Origin of the sequence: Serratia sp. CY55921 (genome assembly GCF_052167655.1) — a bacterium.
GTDB classification, from domain to species: Bacteria; Pseudomonadota; Gammaproteobacteria; order Enterobacterales; family Enterobacteriaceae; genus Serratia; species Serratia ureilytica.
In genome coordinates this window covers 1-13745 of record NZ_JBJNMU010000009.1, presented here as the reverse complement: position 1 = coordinate 13745, position 13745 = coordinate 1, and the positions used below count along the sequence as shown (strand labels likewise).

Below are 13745 nucleotides of genomic sequence, written 5' to 3'. Positions count from 1 at the left end.
CATCGGAGGTAGCCCATGGCTACGCAAATCTTCGTAAATCTGCCCGTACGCGATCTGCCCGCCTCAATGGCGTTTTTCACCCAGCTCGGCTTCAGCTTCAACCCGCAATTTACCGACGATACCGCCGCCTGCATGGTGGTCAGCGACACGATTTACGTGATGCTGCTGACCCACGACAAATTCAGGATGTTTACCCCGAACCCGATCGGCGACGCCAAACAGGCCACCGAAGTGTTGGTGTGCCTGTCGCAACCCAGCCGGGCGGCGGTGGACGAACTGGTGCGCAAGGCGATCGCCGGCGGCGGCAATACCTATCATCCGCCGCGGGACTATGGCGTGATGTACGGCCACGGATTTCAGGACCTGGACGGCCATATCTGGGAATTGATGTATATGGATCCCGCAGCGGTGCAGGCGCAATAAGATCGCCGTGAAGCAGGTCGGCAGGGGCGCCGGATCGCCCCGTCTTTTCGCGCAGAAGCCCTTCCCGCCGCTTTCTGCATAAATTGCCGCGATCTTTAGTTGATTAGACGCTAGGGAAGGCAGGATAATCGTTTGCCTTGAATAAACCACCATAAATCACCCGTACCGCGCGCTGCGAGTTAAACGTTTGCCTTGGTGCGCATCGCCGTTGGCGGTGCGACGGAAGGGCAAGGAAGCGGAACGTGACGTAAACGATTACGTGGCGATCAGGCGCGGGCGAGATTACAGGCCTGCTGCGACGGGCCGATTCATGAAACACAGGGGAAGTAACCTATGTCGAACTCTCAAGCGAACCACGCCGCAAAACCAACCGGCGGGCTTGATGGCTATTTTAAAATTTCCGCGCGCGGCAGCAGCGTGCGTCAGGAGGTGGTGGCGGGGCTGACCACCTTCCTGGCGATGGTGTACTCGGTGATCGTGGTGCCGAGCATGCTGGGCAAAGCGGGCTTCCCGCCGGCGGCGGTGTTCGTTTCCACCTGTCTGGTGGCCGGTCTGGGCTCGCTGCTGATGGGGCTGTGGGCTAACCTGCCGATGGCCATCGGCTGTGCGATCTCGTTGACCGCCTTTACCGCTTTCAGCCTGGTGCTCGGCCAACATATCAGCATTCCGGTGGCGCTGGGCGCGGTGTTCCTGATGGGCGTGCTGTTCACCGTCATCTCGGTCACCGGCATCCGCGCCTGGATCCTGCGCAACCTGCCGATGGGCGTGGCGCACGGCACCGGCATCGGCATCGGGCTGTTCCTGCTGCTGATCGCCGCCAACGGCGTCGGCCTGGTGGTGAAGAACCCGCTGGATGGCTTGCCGGTGGCGCTCGGCGCGTTCACCTCTTTCCCGGTCGTCATGACGCTGGTCGGCCTGGCGGTGATCTTCGGCCTGGAGAAACTGCGCGTGCCCGGCGGCATTCTGCTGGTGATCATCGCCATTTCCATCATCGGCCTGATCTTCGACCCGGCAGTGAAATATCAGGGGCTGTTCGCCATGCCGAGCCTGGCGGACGCTGACGGCAAATCGTTGATCTTCAGTCTGGATATCATGGGCGCGTTGCAGCCGGTGGTGTTGCCGAGCGTGCTGGCGCTGGTGATGACTGCGGTGTTCGACGCCACCGGCACCATCCGCGCGGTGGCCGGGCAGGCCAACCTGCTGGATAAAGACGGCCAGATCATCAACGGCGGCAAGGCGCTGACCTCGGATTCCCTGAGCAGCATCTTCTCCGGGCTGGTGGGCGCCGCGCCCGCCGCGGTCTACATCGAGTCCGCCGCCGGCACCGCAGCGGGCGGCAAGACCGGCCTGACCGCCACCGTGGTCGGCGTTCTGTTCCTGCTGATCCTGTTCCTGTCGCCGCTGGCCTATCTGGTGCCGGTCTACGCCACCGCGCCGGCGCTGATGTACGTCGGCCTGTTGATGCTGAGCAACGTCACCAAGCTGGACTTCAACGACTTCGTCGACGCGATGGCCGGCCTGCTGTGCGCCGTGTTCATCGTGCTGACCTGCAACATCGTCACCGGCATCATGCTGGGCTTCAGCTCGCTGGTCATCGGCCGCATCTTCTCCGGCGAATGGCGCAAGCTGAACATCGGCACCGTGCTGATCGCCGTGGCGCTGGTGGCGTTCTACGCCGGCGGCTGGGCGATTTAAGCCTCTTGGGTTTCCCTCGCCCATCGGGCGGGGGAGCCTGTGACGGCAATTCCCTTCTTAAGATAAGTCTTCTTCTGCTCTGCACCGCGTTTTGAAAGGCACAACAAGCTTTAACGGCTGTAAAAAAAGTGATCTACTATCGGGACCAACGCAGGCCCTGAGCCGATGTCGTCTGAATCGTAGAGTCTAAGGAAAGCATGGAAATCTTTTTTACAATCCTCATTTTGATCCTGGTGGTCTCCCTGTCCGGGGTGGTGACGCGCATGTTGCCGTTCCAGGTGCCGCTGCCGCTGATGCAAATCGCCATCGGGGCCCTATTGGCCTGGCCGCATTTCGGGCTGCACGTCGATTTTGATCCCGAACTGTTCCTGGTGCTGTTCATCCCGCCGTTGCTGTTCGCCGACGGCTGGAAAACGCCGACGCGCGAGTTCCTGCATCACGGGCGTGAAATTCTCGGCCTGGCGCTGGTGCTGGTGCTGATCACCGTGGTCGGCGTCGGTTATCTGATCTACGCCATGGTGCCGGGCATTCCGCTGGTGGCGGCCTTCGCGCTGGCGGCGGTGCTGTCGCCGACCGATGCCGTGGCGCTGTCCGGCATCGTCGGCAAAGGGCGGATTCCCAAGCCGATCATGGGCGTGCTCGAGGGCGAGGCGCTGATGAATGACGCGTCTGGCCTGGTATCGCTCAAGTTCGCCATCGCGGTGGCGATGGGCACGATGGTGTTCACCGTGGGCGGCGCGACCCTTGAATTCCTCAAAGTGGCGATCGGCGGCCTGTTGGCCGGCGTGGCGGTCACCTGGACTTACAGTAAATCGCTGCGGGTGATGAGCCGCTGGAGCGGCGACGATCCGGCGACCCAGATCGTGTTCCTGCTGCTGCTGCCGTTCGCGTCCTACCTGATCGCCGAACATATCGGCGTTTCCGGCATCCTGGCGGCGGTGGCGGCGGGGATGACCATCAGCCAATCCGGCGTGATCCGCAACGCGCCGCTGGCGATGCGCCTGCGCGCCAACAGCGTGTGGGCGATGCTGGAATTCGTGTTCAACGGCATGGTGTTCATCATGCTGGGCCTGCAACTGCCGGGCATTCTTGAAACCTCCATCCTGCAGGCGGAGCTGGATCCGACCATCCAGACCTGGTATCTGTTCGCCGACGTGGCCACCATCTACGCCGCGCTGCTGGTGCTGCGTTTCACCTGGCTGTGGGTGATGAAGAAGGCCAGCAACCGCTTTATGAAAAAGCGTCCGCTGCAGTTCGGCGATTACAGCACGCGTGAGCTGTGGGTGGCGTCGTTCGCCGGGGTGCGCGGGGCGATTACCCTGGCCGGCGTGCTGTCGATACCGCTGTTGCTGAGCGACGGCACCGCCTTCCCGGCGCGCTATCAGCTGGTGTTTATCGCCGCCGGGGTGATCCTGCTGTCGTTGATTGTCGGCGTGCTGGCGTTGCCGCTGCTGTTGCGCGGCGTGCAGGTGACCGACAAGAGCGCCAGCAAGCAGGAAGAGCGCATGGCGATCGCCATGGCGGCCGAGGTGGCGATCGAGAGCGTGAATAAAATGGAAGAGCGCCTGGTCGCCGATACCGAAGAGAACCTCGATCCGCAGGTGTTGAAAGAGGTCAGCTCGCGGGTGACGGGCATGCTGCGGCGGCGTATCGCGTCGAAAGACGATATCGAGAATGCGCTGGCGATGGAAAACCTCGAGCGGCGTTTCCGCCTGACGGCGCTGCGCGCCGAGCGCGGCGAGCTGTACCACCTGCGCGCCACGCAGAAAATCAGCAACGAGACGCTGCAAAAACTGCTGCACGATCTCGATTTGCTCGAAGCGCTGTTGATCGAGCGCGAGGGGTAAACGCAGAGGGAGGAATAAACGTTTTTCCTCGTTATCCCCATCCTGAAGGGCCGCCTGTGCGGCCCTTGTTTTTTGGCTACTTGAGCGGCGGCCAGTAGTCGCGGCAGCAGGCGATCCAGGCCTGCGCGCTGTGCGACAAATAGCTGCCCTGGCGCCAGATCAGGCCGATTTTCCATTCCATGCGCGGTTCCAGCGGCAGCCAGACCAGGTTTTCCTTATCCAGCCAGCGGCAAACCGGCTCCGGCAGCATGGCGATGCCCACGCCGGCCTGCACCATCGAGGCGAGGAAGTCCCATTGGCCGCTGCGCACCGCGATTTGCGGTTCAAAACCGGCCAGGCGAAACGCCTTCATCAGCATCTTGTAAAGCGCAAAGTCTTCGTTATAAATCAGGATCGGGCTGTCGGCCAATTCGGCGATATTGATGCTGGTGCGGTTGAGCCACTGCGGCGTGCGCGGCGCCACCACGCACATCGGGTGGCCCAGCAGCGGCAGAAAGGTCAGCGGCTGCTCCGAGTCGAAGGGCAACACCGTCATCGCCAGATCCAGTTCGCCGGACATCACCGCCTGTTCGACCGACAGCCCGCCCAGCTCGGAAATCTTCAATTCGATGCCGGGGTAGGTCTGACGAAAGCGGCGGATCAGATCGGCGATCTGCCTGCCGACCATCGGCGGAATGCCCAGCCGCAACACGCCCTTTTTCACCGAGCTGATGTCTTCCAGCTCCGCCTCCAACTGGCGGAATTCGTCGAGGATCGTCAGGCCGCGCTGATACACCGCCTGGCCGCTGTCGGTCAGGCGCAGCTTGCGGCCTTCGCGGATCAGCAGCGTGCATTCCAGCTCCTCCTCCAGATGCCGCAGCATTTTGCTGATGGTGGGCTGGGTGACGAACAGTTTTTCCGCCGCGCGGGTGAAGCTTTGCTGGCGCACCACTTCAACGAAGTAGCGCAGGGTGCGGACATCCACGTTAGGGTTCTCCTTGGGGACGCTACCGGCGGGAAACTATTCCCGGACGGCATGATGTCGATAATTTTAATTCATTTCAGGCGTGGTTTCCCGGCTGCGTATACTGTAGGCCGTCAATTATTGTTTGAGGTCATCTTTCATGTCTCTGGCGTTACGCCGCGTTGCCCCCTCCCTGCTGACCCGTTTGCAGGTGCCGATTCAGGTGGCGTTGTATGCGGCGCTGTTCCTGATCGCCGATCGCCTGGTGCAACAATTCCACCTGCCGCTCCCCGCCAATATCGTCGGCATGCTGATGCTGCTGGCGCTGATCCTGCTGCGCATTCTGCCGCTCAGTTGGGTCAAGGCCGGCTCCCGCTGGCTGCTGGCGGAAATGCTGCTGTTTTTCGTGCCGGCGGTGGTGGCGGTGGTCAACTATGCCCAGCTGCTGATGGTCGAGGGCTGGAAGATCTTTCTGGTGATCGCAGTCAGCACCATGCTGACGCTGGGCGCCACCGGGCTGGTGGTGGACAGGGTATATCGGCTGGAGATTTGGCTGCAGCGGCGGAAGCAGCGCCATGAATGATTTTATCCTTAGCCTGGCCTGTTTTCTGGCGACGCTGGCGCTGTATTTCGCCAACAAGAAACTCTATCGCCGCCGCCGCACGTTGCTGCTGATGCCGCTGGTGCTGACGCCGATGATTCTGGTGCTGCTGCTGGTGGTCACCCATATCTCCTATCAGGACTACATCGGTGAAACCCACTGGCTGCTGTGGCTGCTGGGGCCGGCGACCATCGCCTTCGCGGTGCCGGTGTACGAGAATCTGCATATCATCCGTCGCCACTGGCTGTCGCTGACCGCCGGGGTAACGACCGCGGTGCTGGTGGCGGTGTACAGCTCGGTGTGGCTGGCGCGCCTGTTGACGCTGCCGGAAGAGGTGCAGCGCAGCCTGGCGGTGCGGTCGATCACCACGCCGTTCGCGCTGGAGGCCGCAAAACAGATGGGCGGGCAGCCGGATCTGGTGGCGCTGTTCGTGGTGATCACCGGGGTGTTCGGCATGGCGGTGGGGGATATTTTGTTTTTGCGGCTGGCGGTGCGCAGCCGTCTGGCGAAGGGCGCCGGATTTGGCGCCTCGTCGCACGGCGCCGGCACTGCCCGCGCCTATGAGCTGGGGCCGCAGGAGGGCGTGGTGTCGAGTTTGGTGATGATGCTGGCCGGCATCATCACGGTCGTGGCCGCGCCATTGATCGGCCGGCTGATGTGGTAAGACCTCTTGGGGCGGGCTCTGCCGCCCCATTGACATTGTCTGCGGTTGGGAACGGTGCCGTTGATTTGCACACGAAAAAACGCAAAATTTTTTCAGCATAATTTTTCCCATTGTTATAACAAAAAGCGATAGAGCCGCTGCCGATAAAACCGGGCATAAATTTCGATGACAATGAATTAATTAAATTATTAATTATTGTTTTTCAAACAATAAAGTATAACTTATTGATATGGAGAGGCTCTTATCGTAAGAATTGCTGCATATTAACCTCGATGAATAATACAAAAAAATATTAATTATTCTCTAATCATCTCAGGTTAATACAAGTTCAATACCCTCGTCATCCCTGAGTAATATCGGGGAAATAAAATGGTCATTTATTCCCTTTCGCACGTTTCGCCAAAAAAAATATCCTCTCCTATACTTCACAGCTCAGCAAATTGAGGCGCAGGGGGGACCTCTGGATTAGCCATTCTATCCTTTCTTAGTTGGGGGAGACCCAGCTTTTCTACGGTTTTTTTATTCTGACTTGAACTGTCGGGCGGCCAGTCTTTGCCTAAATCCTGACGGTCTATTTCATTAACGTAATGAAAACGTGCTAGAGAATATTATGAACAAACAAACTGATGTGAAGAGTGGGGAATTCCGTGCAGGGTCTCAGGCCGCAACGGAGAAAGTTGAGCTGCATGAAATAACAACCGCCCAGCGTGAACTCTGGCTGGGGGAAAACATCTCCAAAGATTTGTCGTTCAATATCTGGGGCTACGGACAGGTCGACGGGCCGCTCAACGTTAAACTGCTGCGGCAAGCCATCGACGCCATCGTCGAAGAAACGCCGGCTCTGCAAGCGCATTTTGTGGAAAAAGACGGTGAGCTTTATCAATACCGCGCGCCACGTACACATGAGCCGCTGTTCACGCTCGATCTCAGCAAGGAGCCCGATCCTCTGCAGGCGGCCAGACGTTGGATGGTGGCGGATTCGGCGCTGCCGCGCCGCGCTACGGGAGAAGAACCTTTTAGTTTTTATGTCATTACGCTCGCACCACAGCGCTACATCCTCTATCGCCGTTTCCACCATATGATCACCGACGGCCGCAGCGCTGAGGAAGTGATGCGGCGCATCGCGGCTTACTATAACGCGCTGGCGTCCGGCGGCGTCATCCCTGAATTCGCCAACTGCAATTTCTCTCTGCTGTATGAAAACGACATCAAGTACCGCGACTCTTCGCGCTTTTCTTCCGATCAGGCGTTTTGGCGGGAATACACCGCCGCCGCGCCGCAGAGCTTGTCACGCAGGGCCGTATTGACGCCGGACGCTGCGATGCACCACAACACGCAGCTGCTGGAAAAAGACGCCCTGGATCGGCTGCAGCGGCAGGCCGACAATATCGGCGTACACCGTGCGCATATATTGGCCGCCGCCGTAGCATTATGTTTCTACAGCTTAACCGGCAGCGAATATCTTAATTTCAGCATGCCGGTGACCGGGACAAGGGAACGAAACAGTATTGGTATGACCTCTAACGTTGTCCCTTTGATTATTAAGGTTGAACCTCAACTAAGTCTGGCTGAATTTATCCAGAAAGTAGCGGCTGAAATAGCGAAAGTGGTTCGCCATCAATTATATCGCGGGGAGGATATTCGGCGTGATAATGGCGCGACGGATTCCGCCTGGTTTGGCCCTTCAATTAACATCGTTTCTTTCGACCACGGCGATCCTTTCTGGGGATGCCGCACCCGTTGGTATTACGGTGGCAATATTCCGTCCGGCGATCTACAGATTATGCTGTATGAAGACCAGCAGGCGAATGAACTGGACGTCACTTTTTCTGACGCCGCCTATGCAAATTCATTAGACGATCTGGATGTTTTGCAGCGTCGTTTCCAGTTCATTTTACGCGCGCTGAACGCTTCAACGACGGGAACGATCGAAGCGTTGGATCGGCAAGTGGCGACGTTGGCTGATGCCGGGGCCGGCGGCAGCTTTTACGCCAACCGGCGGCAACCGCCTGCCGGCGGCATCATCCGTTGGGATCGCCCGGCTCAGGCGCTGCAGCGCCTGGTGAGCTCGCTGAGCCATGGCGCGGGATGCGCGGCGAAGATACTGTTGGCGGAGCGCGTGCTGGGCGTGACGACGCTGCTGGCGGTGAGCGATGAACGCCAGGCCGAACCCGGCACCCTGCTGCGCATTGAGACCGACGGCTGGGAGATCGCCGCGCATCCCGGCGTGGTGCGCGTCGGGCCGTTCTTGCGCGCCGACGGCTCGATTCAGCCGGGTGATGCGCTGGCGCAGGCCTGCGGCCTGTCTGTCGGCTCGGTCTTGCCGACGCTTAGCGATGCCGAAGCTTCGCTGTTAGGCGCGGCGTATGGCGCCAGCGCCGACAGCGCCGCTTTCTGGCAACCGCGTCTGACACGCTTTTATCCGGCGCCGTTCCCGCCAGGGCCTGACCGCCGGGCGGCCCTTCCCGCACGCTGGCAGGCCACGGCCTGGCAGCGCCTGGAAAAGATTGCTGGCGAGCAGGTGCTGGCGGCAGCAACCCTCTATCTGGCGCGCATGTGTAATGAAACCGATTTTCAGCTGGGTTGGATTACGTCGAACGATCGGGATTGGGGACGTTGGGCTCACCTGAGCGCGCGCGTGCTGCCGCTGCAGGTCTCAGTTGATCACTCCTACAATTTCCAGCAGGCATTGGCCGCGCTGGAACAAGAATACGGCCGGTTGCGCGCTCATGCTGATTATCATCCCGCGTTGCTGACGGGCGATGCGGATCTGCGGGCGCCCCAAGCTTGGCCGACGGCGGTATCGATCGTCAGCCGGCGTTCAGAGACAGGGTTGCAGCCTGAAGACGAGGGCTTGGCTGCCATCATGGCTTCCGGCTCGCGCGCGGTATTGCAAATCTGCAAGGCTGACGGCGCCTTCCGTTGGGTATACGACGCCGCCTCAGTGGCTGACGAACAGATGTTGCGTGCGACGCAACATCTGCTGATGCTGCTCAACGACGCGGTGAGAGCGGGCTCTCATCGTCGCACCATCGGCGAACTCAATCTGGTTTCCGAGGAAGAACGCACGCAGTTGCTGCAGAGCCTCAATCACACCGTTGCTTCGCACTCGCCGGCGGCGTGTCTGCATCGGCTGTTCGAAGCGCAGGTCAAACGCACGCCAGATGCGACGGCGATGACATACGGCGACGACAGCCTGACTTACGCTGAATTGAATACCTGGGCGAACCGATGGGCCCATCGGCTGGTAGAGCTTGGCGTACAACCGGACAGTCTGGTGGCGCTGTGCGCCGGACGCGGTCTGCCGATGCTGGCCGGGTTGCTGGGGATCCTCAAAGCCGGCGGCGCCTATGTGCCGTTGGATCCCGCCTATAGCGGAGAGCGGCTACAGTACATCCTGGCGGACTCCGCGCCGGTGCTGCTGTTGGCGGATGAACTTGGCAGGCAAGCGCTGGGCGGCTGCGAGGTGCCGGTATTGGCGCTGGAACAGCCGTTGACGGGGAACAGCGACGATCTGCAGGACGTCGAGGTGCGGCCATCACACCTGGCGTATGTGATTTACACCTCCGGTTCGACCGGCAAACCGAAAGGGGTCATGGTGGAGCATCGCCAGGTCGCGCGCTTGTTCAGCGCCACCAACGCCTGGTTTAACTTCAGCGCCGCCGACAAGTGGTGCCTGTTCCACTCATTCGCCTTCGACTTTTCGGTTTGGGAGATCTGGGGCGCCTGGTTGTATGGCGGCCAGCTGTTCATCGTACCGCAGGAGATCGCCCGTTCGGCGCCGGACTTTTATCATTTCGTCTGCCGCAGCGGCATCACGGTACTGAATCAGACGCCGAGCGCCTTCAAAGCCTTTATCCAGGCTCAGGCACACAGCGAAGCGCGCCATCAGCTGCGCGAGATCGTGTTCGGTGGTGAAATGCTGAAGCCTTCCGATCTCGCGCCGTGGTTTGCTCGTCCAGAGAACCGGCAGACGCGATTGGTCAACATGTACGGCATCACCGAAACCACGGTGCACGTGACGTACCGGCCGCTGTCGGCACAGGATACGGCGATCGTCGCCAGCCCGATCGGCTGCCGTATTCCGGATTTGCGGCTGTATCTGCTGGGCGGCGATGGCGAACCGGTGCCGATGGGGGCGATCGGCGAACTGTACGTCGGCGGTGAAGGGGTGGCGCGAGGGTACCTGAACCGGCCCGAATTGACGGCGGAACGTTTTCTCGAAGACCCTTTCAACCGGGCGCCGGGTGCGCGCATGTATCGCACCGGCGATCTGGCGCGCTATCTGCCGGGGGGGGATATCGAATACCTGGGGCGCAACGACCAGCAGGTGAAAATCCGCGGCTTCCGCATCGAGTGCGGTGAGGTGGAAGCGCAGCTGAGCGCCGATCCGCGCGTGCGCAGCGTAGCCGTGGACGCTATCGACGATGGCGACGGGAATAAGCGACTGGTGGCATGGGTGGTTCCGGCGCCGGAGACGGAACGCGCTACGCTGGCGACCGAATTGCGCCGGCATCTGCAGGCGCGGTTGCCGGACTATATGGTGCCGGCGGCTTACGTTTGGCTGGAGGCGTTGCCGCTGACCGGCAACGGCAAATTGGACAAGCGCGCCCTGCCCGTGCCGCAGGTCGACGCCTGTGCGCGCGAGGCCTATGCGCCGCCGCAGGGCGAGGCAGAAAATCTGTTGGCGGCTATCTGGCATGAGCTGTTGGGCGTAGAACGGATTGGCCGTTACGACCACTTCTTCGAACTGGGCGGGCATTCGCTGATGGCGGTGCGCCTGGCGAACCGCGTGCAACAGGCCGGATGGCAGCTGCCGTTGCAGGCGCTGTTCGCCAGTCCGGTGTTGCACGTGTTGGCCCAGGCGCTGCAGGTTGCGCCGACGCAGGAATCGATCCCGATGCTGCCGGTGGCGCGCGATGGGGAATTGCCCCTGTCGTTTGCTCAGCAGCGTCTGTGGTTCCTGACCCAGTTGGAGGGGATGAGCGAAACCTACCATATCCCGCTGGCGTTGCGGCTGCGCGGTCGGTTGGACCGGCAGGCGTTGCAACAGGGGCTGGACGCGCTCTATGCGCGCCACGAATCGCTGCGCAGCCGGTTCATCACCCGGGAAGATCGGCCACAGGTACAGATTTTGCCGGCAAACGGGTTACCGCTTGCGTTCCACGATCTGCGACGTCACCCCGCGCAGGCTGAAACGCTGTGTCGTCAGGCGGCCACTCAATCGTTCGATTTGACGCAGGGGCCGCTGGTGCGCGCCGCGCTGCTCCGCCTGGCGGATGAGGAGCATCTGTTCCTGCTCACCTGCCATCACATCGTCTCCGACGGCTGGTCTACCGGCATACTGCTGCGCGAATTGGGCGCGCTGTACGGCGCTTTCCGTCGAGGCGAGGCCGATCCGCTGCCGCCGCCGATCTTGCAATACCCGGATTACGCAGCCTGGCAGCGTCGCTACCTGACGCCGGAACGGCTGGCGGCGCAGGCGCAATACTGGCGTGAAACGCTGAGCGATGCGCCGGCGCTGCTGACGTTGCCGACCGACCGGCCGCGTCCGACGGTACAGTCTTTCAGCGGCGCAGAAGTGCCGATCGCGATCGACGCCGAGTTGACGCAGGCGCTGCGTCAATTCAGCCGACAGCATGGCGGCACGCTGTTTATGACGGTGCTGGCGGCCTGGAGCCTGGTGCTGGCGCGCATGGCCGGACAGCAGGAGCTGGTGATCGGCACGCCGGAGGCCAACCGCGGCCGGCTGGAAACCGAATCGCTGGTCGGTTTCTTCGTCAGCACGCTGGCGCTGCGCATCGATCTTCGCGACGATCCGGATCTGCCGACGCTGCTCGAACGGGTCCGCCACACGGTGCTGGCGGCGCAGGAAAACCGCGATCTGCCGTTCGAGCAGGTGGTGGAGCTGGTCAACCCGCCGCGCCATCTGGGCTATACCCCGCTGTTCCAGGTGATGCTGGCCTGGCAGGACGGCTCGGTGCGCGATATTCCGCTGCCTGGGCTGCAGGCCGAATTGGCCGGGCTGGAATACAGCGCGGCGAAGTTCGATCTGACGCTCGATCTGGCCGATACCGGCGAAGGCATCAGCGGCACGCTGAATTTCGCCACGGCGTTGTTCGATCGCGCCACCGCCGAGCGTTACGGCGTTTACCTGGTACAGGCGCTGCGGGCGATGACGCTGAATAACCCGCGATCGGTATCCCATATCGATTTGCTGCCGCTCGCCGAACGGGAGCATCTGCTGCATGGCTGGAACCGCACCGAGCGTGATTACCCGCTGGATCAGACGCTGGCGGCGCTGTTCGAGCGGCAGGTGCGCCGCACGCCGGATGCCATCGCGCTGGTGAGCGGCGCGGAAAGCCTGAGCTACGCCCGGTTGAACGCCCGCGCCAACCGGCTGGCGCACGCGCTGATTGCGCGCGGCGTGGGCCCGGACAGCCGGGTGGCGGTGTGCGCCGAACGCGGCCTGAACATGGTGACGGCGCTGTTCGGCATCCTCAAGGCCGGCGGCGCCTATGTGCCGTTGGATCCGGCCTATCCGGGCGAGCGCCTGCAGTACATCCTGCAGGATGCCGACCCGGTGCTGCTGCTGGCGGACGCCGCCGGCCGGGCGGCGCTGGGCGAACCCGCGACGCCGCAGCTGGCGCTGGAGGCCGCGTTGCCGGAGACGCTGAGTGCCGAGAACCCGGCGCCGCGCGCGCAGGCGTCGCACCTGGCGTACGTGATTTACACCTCGGGTTCGACCGGTAAACCGAAGGGCGCGATGAACGAACACCGCGGGGTGGTCAACCGGCTGGTGTGGATGCAGGAGGCCTACGGCCTGACGGCGGCGGACACGGTGCTGCAAAAAACGCCGTTCGGCTTCGACGTCTCGGTGTGGGAGTTCTTCTGGCCGCTGATGGTCGGCGCGCGCCTGGTGATGGCGAAGCCGGAAGGGCACAAGGATCCGGACTACCTGAGCCGCGCTATCGAAGAGTACGGCGTCACCACGCTGCACTTCGTGCCGTCGATGTTGCAAAGCTTCCTGGCAGATGAGCAGGCGGCGACGCGCTGTGGCAACGTGGTGCGGGTGATGTGCAGCGGGGAAGCGCTGCCGGCGGCGCTGGTGGCGGAGTTTTACCGCCGGCTGCCGCAGGCGGAGTTGCATAACCTGTATGGGCCGACGGAGGCGGCGGTGGACGTCACCGCCTGGCACTGTTCGTGGGAGGCGGACCGGGTGTCGGTGCCGATCGGTCGGCCGATCGCCAACACGCGCATCTATCTGCTGGACGAGCACGGGCAGCCGGTGCCGCTGGGGGCGGTGGGCGAGCTGTATATCGGCGGGGTGCAGGTGGCGCGGGGCTACCTGAATCGGCCCGACTTGACGGCGGAGCGTTTCCTGAGCGATCCGTTCGCGCCGGGCGGGCGCATGTACCGCACCGGCGACGTAGCGCGCTATCTGGCGAACGGTGACATCGAGTACCTGGGGCGCAATGACCAGCAGGTGAAAATCCGCGGCTTCCGCATCGAATGCGGCGAGATAGAAGCGACGCTGGCGACGCACCCGGCGGTGCGGGAAGCGGTGGTGGA

Annotated in this window: 7 protein-coding genes; 6 read left to right on the top strand and 1 reads right to left on the bottom strand. The window is 62.0% G+C overall.

The genetic code is table 11. From position 1 onward, the window contains the following. Positions 1 to 15 precede the first annotated feature (15 nt). The 3 genes from ACJ8M3_RS23305 (at position 16) to ACJ8M3_RS23295 (ending at position 3965) form a co-directional block, all read left to right on the top strand. Positions 16 to 423, top strand: coding sequence for a VOC family protein (locus ACJ8M3_RS23305; protein WP_015379207.1), 408 nt, complete (start codon positions 16 to 18; stop codon positions 421 to 423). Between the two features lie 333 nt (positions 424 to 756). Continuing rightward, positions 757 to 2118 (top strand): NCS2 family permease, encoded by a 1362-nt coding sequence (locus ACJ8M3_RS23300; protein ID WP_033644434.1) that lies wholly within the window; start codon positions 757 to 759, stop codon positions 2116 to 2118. Between the two features lie 197 nt (positions 2119 to 2315). Further along, positions 2316 to 3965: a Na+/H+ antiporter gene (locus ACJ8M3_RS23295; protein ID WP_004936822.1), complete on the top strand. Its 1650-nt coding sequence runs from the start codon at positions 2316 to 2318 to the stop codon at positions 3963 to 3965. 76 nt (positions 3966 to 4041) lie between these two features. On the opposite strand, the gene ACJ8M3_RS23290 is transcribed toward ACJ8M3_RS23295, so the two are convergent. Beyond that, positions 4042 to 4929, bottom strand: coding sequence for a LysR family transcriptional regulator (locus tag ACJ8M3_RS23290; protein ID WP_033644435.1), 888 nt, complete (start codon positions 4927 to 4929; stop codon positions 4042 to 4044). 139 nt (positions 4930 to 5068) lie between these two features. Here ACJ8M3_RS23290 and ACJ8M3_RS23285 point away from each other — a divergent pair, with 139 nt between their 5' ends. The 3 genes from ACJ8M3_RS23285 to ACJ8M3_RS23275 all read left to right on the top strand — a co-directional run. Then, complete coding sequence (locus tag ACJ8M3_RS23285) at positions 5069 to 5491, top strand: CidA/LrgA family protein (protein ID WP_004936830.1); 423 nt, start codon at positions 5069 to 5071, stop codon at positions 5489 to 5491. Then, positions 5484 to 6173 (top strand): LrgB family protein, encoded by a 690-nt coding sequence (locus tag ACJ8M3_RS23280; protein ID WP_004936833.1) that lies wholly within the window; start codon positions 5484 to 5486, stop codon positions 6171 to 6173. Before ACJ8M3_RS23285 ends, ACJ8M3_RS23280 begins: the two co-directional genes overlap by 8 nt. A gap of 610 nt (positions 6174 to 6783) precedes the next feature. Then, on the top strand, positions 6784 to 13745 hold a 6962-nt coding region (locus ACJ8M3_RS23275; protein ID WP_442514747.1), incomplete at its 3' end, for an amino acid adenylation domain-containing protein.